The sequence below is a fragment of the Microbacterium sulfonylureivorans genome (assembly GCF_003999995.1).
Taxonomy (GTDB): domain Bacteria; phylum Actinomycetota; class Actinomycetes; order Actinomycetales; family Microbacteriaceae; genus Microbacterium; species Microbacterium sulfonylureivorans.
The window spans coordinates 1,142,868-1,157,751 of record NZ_RJAD01000001.1 but is presented as its reverse complement, the minus strand read 5'-3'; the positions used below and the strand labels follow the sequence as shown (position 1 = coordinate 1,157,751).

Here is a 14,884-nt window from a genome sequence, read left to right as displayed (position 1 = left end):
GGCGGTGATCGCGGCGGATGGGAGGATGGAGCCCATGCCCGAGACGCCCGAACCGTTCGACGAACTCGTCACCCACGCGCACGAGACGAAGGTCGTCGTCATCGGCGGCGGCGTCGCGGGTCTGGTCGCCGCTCTCGAGTGCGCGAAGGTCGGGATGCCCGTCACGGTGCTGGAGGCGACGGGATCGTTCGGCGGCACGGTCGCCGAAGCCGAGGTGGACGGGCTCCGTGTCGGCACCGGGGCGACGTGCTGGTCCACCGCGGGCGGCGCCGTGCGCACGCTCGTGGACGAGCTCGGTCTGAGCGACCTCGTCGTCGCGCCGCGCGACGATCGCACCTGGATCGCCGGACTCGACCGCGGCGCGGCCGCCCCGCTCCCGGGCGAATCCGTTCTCGGCATCCCGGCGAATCCGTGGGCCGAGGATGTCCGCCCGTTCATCGGACTCGGCGGCGCGTGGCGCGCGTACCTCGACCGGCTGCGTCCGCCGCTCACGATCGGCAAGGAGCGCAATCTCGGCAGGCTCGTGCGCACCCGCATGGGCGACGCCGTGCTCGACCGCATCGTCGCGCCCCTCGCCTTCGGCCGCTTCGGAATCGGCCCGGGTCACGTCGACGTCAGCGTCGCCGCGCCGGGCCTTGGCTCGGCGCTCACCCGCACCGGTTCGCTGGGCGGCGCCGTCGCCGACCTGCTCGTCGACCGCCCGACGGGCGCTGCGGTCGAGAGTCTCGAGGGCGGGATGCCGCGCCTCGTCGACGCTCTCGTGCAGCGGCTCGGCGAACTCGGCGCCGACCTCGTCACCGACGCCCGCGCGTCGGCGCTCGAACGCGACGGCGATCGGTGGGCCGTCACGCTCGATCCGACCGGCGACGGCGCTTCGCGGGAGGTCCTCCCGGCCGACGTGGTCTTCGTCGCGACGGACCAGGCCGCCGCACGGACGCTCCTGTCGCCGCTCGTCGCCGATGCCGTGGCCGAGGCGACGGATGCCGCGCCCACCCGCGAGGTCGTCACGCTGGTCGTCGACGCCCCGGCCCTCGACGTCGCCCCACGCGGCGCGGAGGTCTACGCCGTCCCCGGTGCGCTCCGGGCGTCCGGCCTCGTCCATCAGACCGCGCGATGGGAATGGCTCGCCCGCGCTGCCGGCCCCGGCCGGCACGTGCTCAGCGTCGCGTTCGACGGCGCCGACGGCGCGTTGCCGACCACGGGCCTCGGCGACGCCGAGATCGCCGCGATGGCGCGGGCGGAGGCATCCGCGCTCCTCGGCGTCGAGATCCCGGCAGACGCGGTGCGCGGGGTCCACCGGTCGGTCTTCACCCTCGCGCGACCCCCCTCGGCGTGGGGTCACGCCGAGGCCACGGCCGCCGCACGCGCCGCCGTCGCGGCCGAGCGCGGCCTCGCGGCGGTCGGGGCCTGGCTGTCGGGAAGCGGGCTCGCCCGGCTCGTCCCGGATGCTCAGGACGAGGCCGAACGGGTGCGCCGGGGAGTCCTGTGGGGGGCGTCCGACGCGTCGTGAGGGCCGCATGACCGCTCTTGTCAAGGGTGGATGCCGGAATCGGAATACAGGGCTACCCTGGGAGGGTCATCCACCGCACCACCGAGCGTGAGGAGACCCCATGAGGGGCAAAGCAGGACTCGTCGTCGGACTCGCCATCGGGTACGTGCTCGGCACCCGGGCGGGCCGTGAGCGCTACGAGCAGATCAAGACCCAGTGGCTCAAGGTCTGGAATCTCGACCCCGTCCAGCAGCAGGTCGGAAAGGTGAAGGATTTCGCCACGTCCGCCGCCATGGCGCTGCCGACCACCCTCTGGGACTCGGCCGTCAAGGTGACCAAGGCGGCGTCGTCGAAGGGCACGCCTGGGCAGAAGCTCGACGCGGCCATCGACGTGACCAAGGACCAGGCCGATGACGTCGGCCGGGCGGCGAAGACCACCGCGAAGGCCGCGAAGGACGCCGTGGACGACCTCATCGACGACGCCACCGATTCCTCGTCCGCCGGGCGCGGCGGAGCGTGACGTGACGTCGCCGCGCGGATTCCGCGACCGCGCCGATGAGAGCCTGCTGACGCTCCTCGGCGAGGTTCCGGAGCTGATCCGCAACCTCGTCATCGCCGAGATCGAGTCGGCGAAGAAGTGGGCGGCGCGCACCGCCAAGGACGGCGGATGGGGCGCGCTGTGGATGTTCGCCGCGCTCTTCGTGCTCTTCTGGTCGGTCCCCGTGCTCGGCACGTTCGTGATCGCCGGCCTCTCGTCGTGGTGGCCGGTGTGGCTGTCCGCCCTGGTCGTCTTCTTCGCGATGCTCATCGTCACCGCGATCCTGGCGCTGCTCGGCATCCTGCGGTTCCGCAAGATCGGCAAGAGTCAGAACCCGGTCCAATCCATCGCCCAGGACGTGAAGGAGGTGCGCGATGAGCTCTGACGCGCCCGTGCCGATGCCCCGCACCGCTGTGCCGCTCGGGATCGCCGACCCCGTCGAGAAGGCGCGCGCCGAGCTGAAGGCGACGCTCGCCGCGATCGAGGTCAAGGCGAACGTTCCGCGTCGGCTGTCCGTGAAGATCGACGACTCGGTCGAGAAGGCCCGTGCCTTCCAGCGGCGCAGCCCGGCGCTGGCCGCGGCGGCTGTCGTCGCCGGTGCCGCCGTCGTCGGCGCCGTCGTGTGGGGACTCGTCCGCGCCTACACGCGCTGACGCCGCCGTCCACAGCGTCCGGAAACCGACCGGACACACGCCCTGAGCGTGGGGGTATGCTCGGGGAGAGGCAGTGCAATGGTGCGATGCTGCCGAGCGCGCGAGCCCGATTCGCATCGCGCATCGGCCGCTCGAACGTTTGGGGCGGCCGACCGAGCACCACGAGAGTCGACCCCCCATGAACACAGCCTCACAGCACGTACCCGCCAAGCCCCTCGCGGGATGGCGCGTCCTCGTGCCCCGCGGCGGTCCCTGGGGTGATGGTGTCGCGGCGACGCTGCGTCGTCAGGGCGCCACCCCCGTGATCGCGCCGCTCATCAACTTCGCTCCGACCAACGACCAGGCCACGCTCGAGCAGTCGCTCGCCGACCTCGCCGCGGGCTCGTTCGACTGGCTCACGGTCACGAGCGCCACAACCGTCGACGTGCTCTACGCGTATCGCGCGATCGTGCCCCCGACGACCAAGATCGCAGCCGTCGGAGAGACGACCGCGGCGGCGCTCCTCGCGGTCGGGTACCGGGTCGACCTCGTGCCGGAAGAGGACAACTCCGCGGCCGGCATGGCCGAGCAGCTCATCGGTCTCGAGCCCGAGCCGCGCGACATCCTGACCCTGCGCAGCGAGATCGCCAAGCCCGTGCTGACCCGCATGCTCGCCGACGCCGGTCACCGCGTCCGCAGCGTGGTGGCGTACCGCACGGTGGGCGTGCCTGTCACCGATCGCATCGCCGAGGACGTGCGCTCGGGTCGCATCAACGCGATCCTCGTGACCAGCGGGTCGGTGGCCGAACAGGTCCACCTCCAGTTCCCCGCCGTCCCCGAGACGACTCTCATCGCCGCGATCGGTCCGCGCACCGCGAAGGACGCCCGTCGGGCGGGCCTCTCGGTCGACGTCGTCGCCGACGCGCAGACCGTCGACGCGCTGATCGACGCAGTGGCGCGATTCTCTCTCCCTCACGCAGCGGACGAGTTCGCGCCGCGCACCGGTGCTTTCCCGCTTCCGCGCCAGGACTGACCCGAGGTGGGTCCGAGCTCGGCTCCCCGCGTCGTCGTCCTCGCCGGCGGCGTCGGCGGGTCTCGCTTCGTGCTCGGAGTCCGCGCTGCGCTGCGCGATCGTGGCCTCACCGACACGGCCGCGGCGCTGACGGTCGTCGTCAACACCGGAGACGACCTCTGGCTCTCGGGCGTGCGCTTGCAGCCCGACGTCGACTCGATCACCTATGCACTCGCCGGCGTCAACGACACAGAGCGGGGCTGGGGTCGCAACGGCGACAGCGAACGCGTCAACCGCGAGCTGCAGGAGTGGGGAGCGGGCTGGCCCTGGTTCACCCTGGGCGACCTCGACCTCGGCACCCACCTCGCCCGGACCGGATGGCTTCGTGACGGCTCGACCCCGACGCGGGTGCTCGAGCGGATGTCGCACCGCTGGGACCTCGGAGCGCGCCTGCTGCCGATGACCGACGCCGAGGTCGACACCGTCGTGACCGTGCGGGAGGGCGACGGCATCCGCTCGATGCACTTCCAGGAGTGGTGGACCCGGCATCGCGCGACGCTCGAGCCGGTGCGGTTCGACAACCCCGGCATCGAGGAGGCGCGTCCCGCGCCCGGCGTCGTCGATGCGATCGCGCAGGCCGACATCGTGCTGCTCGCGCCGTCGAACCCGGTCGTGTCGATCGGGCCGATCCTTTCGGTGCCCGGGGTCCGCGAGGCGCTGCGGGCCGCCCCCGCACCCGTCGTGGGGGTCTCGCCGATCATCGGCGGACGCGTCGTCCGGGGTATGGCCGACGTGTGCCTCGCGGCGATCGGTGTCGACACCTCCGCGCTCGCGGTGGCCTCACTGTATGGAGCGCGGGCCGGCGACGGCCTGCTCGACGCCTGGCTGATCGCCGAGGAGGACGGGGCGGTCGCCGACGAGGTGGCGGAGCTCGGCATCCGCTCGCTCGTAACGCCGCTGTGGATGACGGATGCCGCGCGCTCGGCCGCGCTCGCCGAGTCGGCGTTGGGCGTCGCAGGAATCTGACGTGCCCGACCTGACGTGGCTCGCGTGGGCGCTACTCGGCCTGGCGGCGCTGATCGTCGGGTTGTCGAAGACCGCGGTGCCCGGCGCCGGCACGGTCGCGGTGGCGATCTTCGCCGCCGTCCTTCCGGCGAAGCAGTCGACGGGGACCCTGCTGCTCCTGCTCATCGTGGCCGACCTGTTCGCCATCACGATGTACCGGCGGCAGGCGAACTGGCGCGCCCTCCTGCGGCTCGCTCCCGCGGTCGTGGTCGGCGTGCTGCTCGGCGTCGGGTTCCTGGCGATCGCCGACGACGCGTGGGTGAAGCGGACGATCGCGGTGATCCTCCTCGCGGTGATCGTGATCACCCTGGTGCGCCGCCGGATCAGTGCGCCGGTCGCCGACGCGGGCCCGCACCGCGTCGCCGCGGTGACCTACGGCACGCTCGGCGGGTTCACCACGATGGTCGCGAACGCCGCCGGACCGGTGATGTCGATGTACTTCCTCGCGGCCAGGTTCCCGGTGAAGGAGTTCCTCGGCACGGCGGCGTGGTTCTTCGCGATCGTCAACGTGTTCAAGGTGCCGTTCTCGATCGGGCTCGGGATCATCACCGGACCGGGTCTCGTGCTGGACGCGGTGCTGCTTCCGATGGTGATCGCGGGCGCGCTCCTCGGTCGGTGGATCGCCGGGCGTCTGCCGCAGCGGGTGTTCGAGCGGCTGGTGATCGGCTTCACGATCGTGGGAGCTGTGTACCTGCTGGTGGGGTGAGGCGGACGGGGCTGGGCTCTGTGGGGCTGCACGAGGCCCGTGATCAGCAGGAGGGGGCCGAGGATGGGGGTGATGTCGGCGAAGGACTGCCACCGCTTCGGCGAGCTCATGCGGCGACGCCGGCAGCGCCTCCGTTCTGCGGTTGGATGTTCTATTCCACAGCTGTGGACAAGGCTGTGGAATCGAAAACAATGTCGGTGGTCAATGCGACCATGAGACATGGCGATCCTCGCGGCCCCCGTTCTCGACGAAGAGTTCGAGGCGTTCCTGTGCCGGGAGCGCGAGCGTGTCGCCGACTCGTGGTGGGAGCCCGACGTCGAGCGGCTGACGATCGCCGACGGCCCGGAGGTCGTTCGCGAGCACCGCTGGGACACCGCGCTCTCCGATCGCGGGAAACTGCTCTACGAGTGGTCGAACACCGCTGTGCAGATCGCGCGGTGGCAGGGCGTCCAGGTTCGGCTTCTTGCGGAGGCGATGCAGCTCGCGCTCGACGACGGCACCCTTCGGTCCGATGCGCAGCTGTCGGTGCGCAGTCTCGCGGCAGAGCTCGCCTGCGCGGTGGGCGTGTCCGACCGTACGATCGAGCAGCGGATGAACGACGCGCTGGGGCTCCGCGACCGGTTTCCCCGATCGATGGCCGCGCTCGCAGAGGGGCGGCTGTCGCTCGCACACGTGGCCGTGGTCGCTGACGAGGGCACACGGCTCGACGACTCCGCCCGGGCCGCGTACGAGGAGCTCGTGCTCGACCGTGCGGCAGGTCTCACGACCGGGCGACTCCGCGTCGTCGCCGCCTCGATCGCCGAGGAGCTCCTGCCGACGATGATCGCCGAGCGCCATCTCGAGGCGCGCGCACATCGTCGCATGACGGTGCGCGACGTGGACGACGGCATGGCCGAGCTCTGGGCACTCCTGCCTGCGGCGCTGGCTCACGGCATCCACGACCGGGTGACGCGGATCGCGCGGGGGGTGAAGGATGCCGCGGCCACGCCCGCGCTCGCTGTGGACGGCTCGGGCGTCTCCGGTGGCTCGGGCGTCTCCGGCGTCGCGGGCGTCGACGCGTCCGACGCGGCCCGGGGGTGCCCTTCGCCCGCCGCGCCTTCACCCCCTCCCGCCGATGACCGGACGATGGATCAGTTGCGAGCCGACGCGCTGTGCGACCTCCTGCTCACCGGGCATCCGACCCTCGCAGCGATCGACCGGGACGGCGGAGACGGTCTCGACGCGTTGCGGGCGATCGTCCAGATCACGGTGCCGTTCCAGACGCTCCTCGGTGACGACGGCCCGCCGCCGTCGCTCGCGGGGCGCGGTCCGATCGACCCTGACACCGCACGGCGACTGCTCGGCGCCGCGACGCTGTGGGACCGCGTGCTCACCGACCCGGTGAGCGGCGACGTCCTCGCCGTCGACCGGCGGTTCCCGACCGAGGCGCAGCGGCGGCACCTGCGCGCGCGCGACGAGCACTGCCGATTCCCGGGTTGCCGCATGGCGGTGTGGCGGTCCGACGTGGACCACACCATCGACCATCAGCACGGCGGCCCGACCGAAGCCGGCAACCTCGCGCACCTGTGCCGAAGACACCACACGCTGAAGCACCACACGGCTTGGCGACTCGAGCAGCATCCGGGCGGAGTCCTCGAGTGGACGAGTCCGCTCGGCCGCTCCTATGTCGATCGTCCGCCTCCCACCCTGCGGTTCGTCGAACATCCCCCGAGCGGGTGACGGCGCGTCGGGTGGATGTCGAGGCGTCGGACATCTGCCGCGTGCGTGACGTGGCCCCATCGTTGTATCCGGCGGGTCAGCCCGGCGCCGGCCCTCCGTTGCGGGCGATCAGCGTGATCCATCGCTCCGCTGACTCCACGCCGGTTGACTCGAAGGCTCGCACGGCAGTCCATCCCACCTGATGCGCGACCGCCGCCAGATCGTCTTCTTGCCAGTATGTGAAGTGGCGCGCGTCCTCCAGCTTCGCGACGGACCAGGCTTCGCCGCGCCCCTTCTTGAAGCTCGCAATGAGAGGCCCACCCGGGCGGCAGGACCGCCGCGCGACCTCGAGCACCACCGCCAGAGCCGGCCTCGGCACGTGCAAGAGCACCGCGTTGGCGAAGATCGCGTCGTACGGGCCGCCGAAGTCGTCGGCGCGGACATCGAGCAGTCGCGCGGTGTGCCCGTCCTCGCGGAGCATGGCGACGAAGCTGGAGGACCCGTCCGTGCGATGCACTCGGACGCCCCCGGATTCGAGCGCTGCGGCATCCCTCCCCGGTCCGCTCCCGAGCTCCAGGACCTCCGCGCCCGGCGCCACCGCGCCGAGAAGATCGTCGACGAGTGCGGACCGCCCCATCGGCGTCAGCGCGGCGTAGCGTTCCGCTCCGCGTTCGTAGGCGGCGAGGGTCAGCGACTGGTCGTCGTCGGCCGTCACGTTCGTCGCCACCGCAGTCGGCCCGGCGCTCAGTCCGCCCAGGGCGACGGGCGGTCGTTGTCGCGCTCGCCGTCGTCGGGGAAGTGGGGGAGCTCGTATCCGCCGGCGCGGATGCACAGCCATCGCAGCTGGTCGCCGGCGTCGGGCCTCGCACGCCACGTGCGCCACACGCCCTGGCCGACGCGCACGACCGAGCCCGGTCCGACCTCGACGACATCGCCGTCGAGCCCCATCTGACCGCGACCGCCGAGGAACACGTAGAGCTCCTCCACCCGCGCGTGCCGGTGCCAGTATCCGGCCTCCTCGCCGGGCTCGAGAGCGTTCGCGGTCATGCCGATGTACTGCATCGTCATGTCGTGGTCGACGACGCGCCTGCCGTCTCGCGAGCTCTCGGGGCGGAACCCACCGAAGTGCTCCCGCCACTCGTCCGGTCCGCCCATCTCCAGCAGTTCGTAGTCGCTCACGTCGTCACCCTAGCCCGAGGATCTCGGCCGTGCGCGTCCCGACGCCGAGCTGCACGGCGGCCTCGAGCTGCTCGGCGGTGTCGACGTCGCGGCGGAGGGAGGAGGCATCCGGGATCTCGAGCGCGACGCACCCCGACGCGGTGTGCCGGGCGAAGGAGCCCTCGCCGAACGACGACGTCCAGGGGGCGCCCGCGCGCGCCGTCACGAGGGTCGAACCCGTGCCTTCGGCGTCGGCGACGACACCCCGGTCGACGGATGCCGCGGCCCGCAGCGCCGTCGCGAGGTCGTCGGGTCGCAGCGCCGGGAGGTCTCCGAGCAGCGCGGCGCGAGGCATCCGCCCGAGGGGGTCCACCGCCGAGATTCCGGTCGCCACCGCTGCGTCGAGTCCCTGCGCCTCGCCCTCCGAGACGAACCGCAGCGCCGGGATCGTCGCGGCCGCGCGCGCGAGCGCGGGGTCGTCCGTCACGACGACGACCTGCAGGACGAGATCGCAGGCGGTCGCGGCCGCGAGCGTGTCGAGAGCGACGGACCGCGCCAGTGCGGCACGGTCGACGCCGGGCACCTCGAGCCGCGACTTGCCGCGAGCCGACGGCTTGACCGGGACCACGACGATCCACCGCGCCGGCTCGGACCCGCGCGAGGAGACCGACGCGCCGGGCTGCCGCATCGGCTCCGGGCCCAGTGTCGGCTTCGGTTCCGGCGCGGGTTTCGGTTCCGGCGACGGAGCAGCAGGCCCGGTGCGTCCCCGCCGCCGGAACAGCGGGCTCACGCGCCGTACTTCGCGCGCAGGCGCGGCAGGATCTCCTCGCCGTACCGGCGCAGGAACGCGGCCTGGTCGTGCCCGGGGTCGTGGAAGACGAGGTGGCGGAAGCCGAGGCCGATGTACCAGCCGATCTTCTCGACATGCTCGTCAGGATCGTCCGACACGATGAAGCGCGACGCGGCGCGCTCGATCGGGAGCGCTTCGCCGAGGCGCTGCATCTCGATCGGGTCGTCGACGCCCATCTTCTCGTCGGGCGTGAGGGCCAGCGGCGCCCAGAAGCGCGTCTTCTCCTGCGCGGCGGCGAGCGACGTGTCGAGCGAGACCTTCACCTCGATGAGCGTGTCGATCGCGTCCGGCGCGCGCCCGGCCTTCGACAGGCCGTCCTCGAGGGCGGGGAGGAGCGTCTCCGTGTAGAGCTCGCGCTTCTTGCCGCTCGTCGTGATGAAGCCGTCGGCGATGCGCCCGGCGAGGCGCGTCGCGGCCGGCCCGGCCGCGCCGATGTAGATCGGCACCGGCTGGTCGAGCTTGTCGTAGATCGTGATGTTGCGGGCCGTGTAGTACGTGCCTTCGAAGTTCACGCGGTCCTCGGACCACAGCCGGCGGATGAGGCCGATCGCCTCCTTCAACCGCTGGAACCGCTCCGGCGGGTCGGGCCACGCGATGCCGAGGTTCGCCTCGTTCAGCGCCTCGCCGGTCCCGACGCCGAGGATCACGCGCCCGGGGTACATCACGCCGAGCGTCGCGAAGTCCTGCGCGACGACGGTGGGGTTGTAGCGGAACGTCGGCGTGAGCACCGACGTGCCGATCAGCACCTTCGAGGTCTTCGCGCCCAGGGCGCCGAGCCACGGGACGGATGCCGGCGCGTGACCGCCCTCGTGCAGCCAGGGCTGCAGGTGGTCCGAGATGAAGACCGAGTCGAACCCGACCTCCTCCGCGAGGATCGCGTAGTCGAGCAGCTCGGTCGGGCCGAACTGCTCGGCCGAGGCCTTGTACCCGAAGCGCAGGGGAACGGTCATGCGAGTCTCCTCTCGAGCGGCGCCGGAAGCGCCGAGAACTCCGAGCCGTCGGCCCGGGCGAGCCGCGCTCGGAACGCGTCGACGGTGCCCGGCCACAGCAGCGTGAGCCGCCCCGAGCGCTCGTCGACGTACCAGTTGCGGCATCCGCCGGTGATCCAGGGCGTGGATGCCGCGGCCGCGGCGATCTCGTCGGTGTACGCGGCTTCAGCCGACGCCTGCACGCGCAGCACGCCGCCGATCGTCTCGCGCAGGTCGAGCGCGCGCACCGCGTAGGCGGCCTGCTCCTCGATCATGAGGACCGACGACGAGTGGCCGAGCGATGCGTTCGGGCCGTTGAGCACGAACAGGTTGGGGAAGCCGGCGACCACCGTCGAGGCGAATGACGTCATGCCCCGCGACCAGTGCCCGTCGAGCGTCGCGCCGCTCTCGCCGCGCACGAGGTCGGCATAGGGCTGCCGCGTCGAGGCGAAGCCGGTTGCGAGCACGATCGCGTCGGCCTCGTGCCGTGTGCCGTCGGCCGCGACGAGCGTCGATCCCTCGACCGAGGCGAGGGCGTCCGGGACCAGGGTCACCGTGTCGGAGGCGACGGCCGGATAGAACTCGTCCGACAGCAGCACGCGCTTGCAGCCGAACGCGTAGTCGGGCGTGAGCGCCGCGCGCAGCGCCGGGTCGGCGACGTGCGCCTCGAGGTGGGCGAGGGCGATCGCGCGCGCGGACGCGGAGGCTGCGGCATCCCCGGACCGTGACGCGAACCGGGCCTCGCCTTCGGCGTAGAGGTCCGCGCGGAGCCCGGCGAGCCCGGCCGGCTCGGCGGCGAAGCCGGCGCGCTCCGCGTCGGTGTAGGCCGTCCCGCCGCGCGGCACGATCCACGCGGGAGTCCGCTGGAACAGCGTCACGTGCGCCGCCGTGCGGGCGAGCTCGGGGACGAGCTGGACCGCGCTGGCGCCCGTGCCGACCACGGCGACGCGGGCCCCGCCCAGCCGGGCGGCGTGATCCCAGCGGGCGGTGTGGAAAAGCGGTCCCGTGAACGTACCGAGGCCCGCGATGTCGGGGATCGACGGCTCGGTCAGGCGCCCGCACGCGAGCACGAGGGCATCGGCGACCACGGTGCCGTCCGACGTCCCGACCCGCCACACCTCGTGCTCGGCATCCCAGTCCGCGGACTGCATCGCCGTGCCCAGCCGCAGCCGGTCACCGAGACCCTCGACGGCGGCGACGCGCTCGAGGTAGGCGTGGATCTCCGACCCCTGCGCGTACGTGCCCGACCAGTCAGGATTCGGGTGCGACGCGAAGCCGTACAGGTGCGAGGGCACGTCGCACGCGACGCCCGGATACGTGTTGTCGCGCCACGTCCCCCCGAGCGAGGCGGCCCGTTCGAGCACGACGAAGTCCTCCCGGCCCGAACGGCGCAGGGCGATCGCCATGCCGAGGCCCGCGAAGCCGGCCCCGACGATCGCGACCTCGACCCGCGTCGTGGAGGGCATCATCGGCCGGACTCCCGTCGCGGCGGCTCGCGGTAGTCGGTCGTGCGCAGGCGGAACGGCCGGAACAGACGTGCGGCGATGGCCGAGGCATCCGCCACCGGCAGCTCGAGGCCGTGCTCGATGCCCGCCGCGGGCTTCACCCGCCCGTCGAGCAGGGTGCCGCCGAGGCCGTCGCCGCCCGACTGGAGGAGGACGGCGGATGCCTCGCGCCCGACGCGCGTCCACGGGATCTGCACGTGGGGGATGCTGCCCGACAGCAGCAGCCGCGACACCGCGACCATCGCCCGGTGCTCGTCGAGGGCGGCGCGCCCCGCGACGAGCGGAACGCCGCCGGCGGGGCCGGGGAGCGGGATGGGCACGAACTCGGTGAATCCGCGGGCTCGGTCCTGGATCGCGCGCAGCGCGCGCAGGTGCGCGACACGCTCGGCCGCGGTCTCGACGTGGCCGTAGAACAGCACCGACGTGGAGCGGAGGCCGGCACGGTGCGCGGCGGTGATGCCCTCGATCCAGAGGTCGATCGCGAGGTCGCCCGGCGCGACGAGCGCGCGCACGCGCTCGCTCAGCACTTTCACGCCCGTGCCGGGGACGGTGTCGACGCCGGCGTCGCGCATGGCCGCGAGAGCGCCGTCGAGACCGAGCCCGCTGCGGTCTGCGAGGTCGCGCACGTCCTGCGGGCGGTATGCGTGGAGGTGGATGCCGGGGGCGGCGTCCTTCACCACGCGGGCGATGTCGAGGTACCCCGACGGGTCCTCGCCGGCCGGGAGCAGACCCTGCACGCAGAGCTCGGTGGCCCCGAGGTCCCACGCGTCGGCGGCGATGGCGGCGACGTCGTCGAGGGTGAAGGTCGAAGGGTCGGCGGTCGCGGTGCGGCGGAGACCCGACGAGGTGAGATTGCGGTTGACGACGAGGCTGACGGCCTCGCCGACGGTGTACCGCCGCACGTCGTCGGCCGTCGAGGTGAGCGCGTCGAGGTCTGCGCCGGTCGCCTCGAGCAGCAGCGCCCACTCGGCGTCGTCGAGCGCCAAGGGGTTGGCGGCGGCGGTCTCGGCGAGGCTCGACACGCTGCGGTCGCGCGTCGGCGCGGCGCGCGTCGGTGTCGGTGTCGGTGGCGGCGGCGGCATCCGTGTCCCGGTTTGTCCCGGTTCGGCGGTGCTGTCGGGTGTGTGTGTCCCGGTTCGTCCCGGGTGGGTGGTGTCGCCGGGTGTGTGTGTCCCGGTTTGTCCCGGTTCGGCGGCGCTGTCGGGTGTGCGTGTCCCGGTTTGTCCCGGGTGGGTGGTGTTGTCGGGTGTGCGTGTCCCAGTTTGTCCCGGGTGGGTGGTGTTGTCGGGTGTGCGTGTCCCGGTTTGTCCCGGTTCGGCGGCGTCAGAACGGGACGAAGTGGGACATGATGCGGGGGAAGTGGGACACGAAACGGAGGAAGCGGGGGAAGCGGGGGAAGCGGGGCGCGTGGTGAGCGCGACGGACGGCACGCCCGTGCCCGCCAGGCCGGTCTCGGGGTCGGCGAGAGCGTCCACGGCCGGCCGGATCGCCGGGTCGATCCAGGTCTGCGCGCCCACCACGAACTCCGGCTGCGCGGTGAGCCGCTCACGCAGCTCGAACCCCAGCTCGGCGGTGCGCAGGGCGAGGTCGTCGAGGTGCGGCCACGGCCGCTCGGGGTTGACGTGGTCGGCCGTGAGGGGCGAGACGCCTCCCCAGTCGTCGGCCCCCGCGCGCACGAGCAGGTCGAACTCCGCCGGGTCGGAGAGGTTCGGCGGCACCTGGATCCGCATCCGCGGGCCCATCACGAGCCTCGCGACGGCGACGGCGGCGACGTACTCGAGCAGCTCGGCGTCGGGCGCGCCCTGCATCGCCGTTCGCGGCTTCGCCCGGAAGTTCTGGACGATGACCTCCTGCACATGGCCCTGACCGTCGACCCGGTGACGTTCGTGCGCGTCGCGGATCGCGACGAGCGACTCCGCCCTGTCCTGCAGCGTCTCGCCGATCCCGACGAGGATCCCCGTCGTGAACGGGATCCGCTCCCGCCCGGCGGCGTCGATCACCGAGAGGCGCAGGGCGGGGTCCTTGTCGGGAGACCCGAAGTGCACCTGCCCCGGCTCCTCGAAGAGACGGCGTGACGTCGTCTCGAGCATCATGCCCATCGAGGGGGCGGTGGGGCGCAGCATCCGCAGCTCGTCCGCGCTCATCACGCCGGGGTTGAGGTGGGCGAGCAGTCCGGTCTCGGCGGTCACGAGCCGGGCGATGTGCCCGACGTATTCGAGCGTGGATGCGAATCCGTGCTCGTCGAGCCACGCGCGGGCCTCGGGCCAGCGGTCCTCGGGGCGGTCGCCGAGGGTCAGCAGCACCTCCTTGCATCCCATCGCCCGACCCTGCCGCACGACGGCGAGCACCTGATCGGGCGACATGAACGCCGGCTTGCGCTTCTTCAGCAGCTGACCGGGGGTGTCGACGAACACGCAGTAGTGGCAGCGGTCGCGGCACAGCGTCGTCAATGGGACGAACACCTTGCGCGAGTAGGTGATCACGCCGGGGCGGCCGGATGCCTCGAGCCCCGCGTCGCGAAGCGCCCCGGCGAGGCCGAGAAGCCGGTCGAGATCCGCCCCGGTCGCCGCCAGGAGGGCGGCGGCATCGGGCGCGTCGAGGCGCTCGCCGGCGGCCGCGCGCTCAAGGGCGCGGGCGGTCTCCGGCGGTGAGACGACGGAGGATGCCACGGAGGTCACCGGTCCAGTCTCGCACCGTGCGCACGGCGCGGCGCCGCCTATCGTTGCCCTCCTGTAAGCAAATGAGCCGGACGGCGAGGGCGGCCGCTGGCAGACTAGACCCATGGTCACGCTGCTGCTCGACTCCACGCAGCTCGAAGTCGTGCTGTCCGGGGCAGAGCGCGCGATGGCATTCCGCAAGGGGAATGTCGTGATCGAGCGTTCCACGATCGCCAAGGTGCAGCTCACCGAAGACGCGTGGACGTGGCTGCGAGGCATCCCGAGCCCCGGTACGCACCTGCGCGGCGTCGTCGCGATGGGCACCTGGAAGTCGGCCGGCGGCGAGGACTTCGCGATCATCCGCCGTCACCGCCCGAGTGTCGTGATCGACCTCGACGGCCATCCGGAGTTCCAGCGGGTCATCCTCACCACCCGTCATGGGCTCGCCCTCGTGCAGGCGCTGCGGGTCGAGGTCGCCGCCGAGGCCGCCGACGTCGTCGAGATCGCGGCAGAGACGGGCACGATCCCGGTCCCGCCCGCGAAGAAGCCGCGTACGCGCAAGGCGCCCGCGGCCGCTCCGGCGGTCTGACCCCGCGCGGGCCCGGC

Annotated in this window: 15 protein-coding genes; 9 read left to right on the top strand and 6 right to left on the bottom strand. The window is 72.6% G+C overall.

Translation table 11 applies throughout. From position 1 onward, the window contains the following. Positions 1 to 34: 34 nt before the first annotated feature. From EER34_RS05070 to EER34_RS05035, 8 genes are all read left to right on the top strand, one after another. Entirely contained in the window at positions 35 to 1,510 is a 1,476-nt protein-coding gene (locus EER34_RS05070; RefSeq protein WP_240642129.1) for a protoporphyrinogen/coproporphyrinogen oxidase, read from the top strand. A gap of 100 nt (positions 1,511 to 1,610) precedes the next feature. Further along, positions 1,611 to 2,009 (top strand): hypothetical protein, encoded by a 399-nt coding sequence (locus EER34_RS05065; RefSeq protein WP_127473443.1) that lies wholly within the window; start codon positions 1,611 to 1,613, stop codon positions 2,007 to 2,009. 1 nt (position 2,010) lies between these two features. Continuing rightward, a complete protein-coding gene (locus EER34_RS05060) occupies positions 2,011 to 2,412 on the top strand; it encodes a phage holin family protein (RefSeq protein WP_127473442.1) in 402 nt (133 codons plus the stop codon). After that, positions 2,402 to 2,680: a hypothetical protein gene (locus EER34_RS05055; RefSeq protein WP_127473441.1), complete on the top strand. Its 279-nt coding sequence runs from the start codon at positions 2,402 to 2,404 to the stop codon at positions 2,678 to 2,680. The genes EER34_RS05060 and EER34_RS05055 overlap by 11 nt, the downstream gene beginning before the upstream one ends. 178 nt (positions 2,681 to 2,858) lie before the next feature. After that, positions 2,859 to 3,692, top strand: coding sequence for a uroporphyrinogen-III synthase (locus EER34_RS05050; RefSeq protein WP_127473440.1), 834 nt, complete (start codon positions 2,859 to 2,861; stop codon positions 3,690 to 3,692). Positions 3,693 to 3,698: 6 nt separating this feature from the next. Further along, entirely contained in the window at positions 3,699 to 4,697 is a 999-nt protein-coding gene (gene cofD / locus EER34_RS05045; protein ID WP_127473439.1) for a 2-phospho-L-lactate transferase, read from the top strand. Position 4,698: 1 nt separating this feature from the next. Beyond that, positions 4,699 to 5,442 carry a sulfite exporter TauE/SafE family protein gene (locus EER34_RS05040; RefSeq protein ID WP_240642127.1) on the top strand — a complete coding sequence of 248 codons (744 nt, stop codon included), beginning with the start codon at positions 4,699 to 4,701 and terminating at the stop codon, positions 5,440 to 5,442. A gap of 219 nt (positions 5,443 to 5,661) precedes the next feature. Beyond that, positions 5,662 to 7,161 (top strand): HNH endonuclease signature motif containing protein, encoded by a 1,500-nt coding sequence (locus EER34_RS05035; protein ID WP_127473437.1) that lies wholly within the window; start codon positions 5,662 to 5,664, stop codon positions 7,159 to 7,161. A 76-nt stretch (positions 7,162 to 7,237) separates the two neighbouring features. On the opposite strand, the gene EER34_RS05030 is transcribed toward EER34_RS05035, so the two are convergent. From EER34_RS05030 to cofG, 6 genes are all read right to left on the bottom strand, one after another. Next, positions 7,238 to 7,855, bottom strand: coding sequence for a class I SAM-dependent methyltransferase (locus EER34_RS05030; RefSeq protein WP_164743451.1), 618 nt, complete (start codon positions 7,853 to 7,855; stop codon positions 7,238 to 7,240). Positions 7,856 to 7,884: 29 nt separating this feature from the next. Beyond that, on the bottom strand, positions 7,885 to 8,319 hold the full coding sequence (locus EER34_RS05025) for a cupin domain-containing protein (RefSeq protein ID WP_127473435.1): 435 nt from the start codon (positions 8,317 to 8,319) through the stop codon (positions 7,885 to 7,887). A gap of 4 nt (positions 8,320 to 8,323) precedes the next feature. Then, positions 8,324 to 8,986 carry a 2-phospho-L-lactate guanylyltransferase gene (gene cofC, locus EER34_RS05020; RefSeq protein WP_127473434.1) on the bottom strand — a complete coding sequence of 221 codons (663 nt, stop codon included), beginning with the start codon at positions 8,984 to 8,986 and terminating at the stop codon, positions 8,324 to 8,326. Positions 8,987 to 9,084: 98 nt separating this feature from the next. Continuing rightward, complete coding sequence (gene fgd / locus EER34_RS05015; RefSeq protein ID WP_127473433.1) at positions 9,085 to 10,098, bottom strand: glucose-6-phosphate dehydrogenase (coenzyme-F420); 1,014 nt, start codon at positions 10,096 to 10,098, stop codon at positions 9,085 to 9,087. After that, on the bottom strand, positions 10,095 to 11,585 hold the full coding sequence (locus EER34_RS05010) for a flavin-containing monooxygenase (RefSeq protein WP_240642125.1): 1,491 nt from the start codon (positions 11,583 to 11,585) through the stop codon (positions 10,095 to 10,097). The genes fgd and EER34_RS05010 overlap by 4 nt, the downstream gene beginning before the upstream one ends. Beyond that, entirely contained in the window at positions 11,582 to 14,290 is a 2,709-nt protein-coding gene (cofG, locus tag EER34_RS17710) for a 7,8-didemethyl-8-hydroxy-5-deazariboflavin synthase CofG (RefSeq protein ID WP_240642231.1), read from the bottom strand. The genes EER34_RS05010 and cofG overlap by 4 nt, the downstream gene beginning before the upstream one ends. Positions 14,291 to 14,402: 112 nt before the next feature. On the opposite strand from cofG, the gene EER34_RS04995 reads away from it, so the two are divergent. Then, positions 14,403 to 14,867 (top strand): hypothetical protein, encoded by a 465-nt coding sequence (locus EER34_RS04995; RefSeq protein ID WP_127473432.1) that lies wholly within the window; start codon positions 14,403 to 14,405, stop codon positions 14,865 to 14,867. Positions 14,868 to 14,884: the final 17 nt, after the last annotated feature.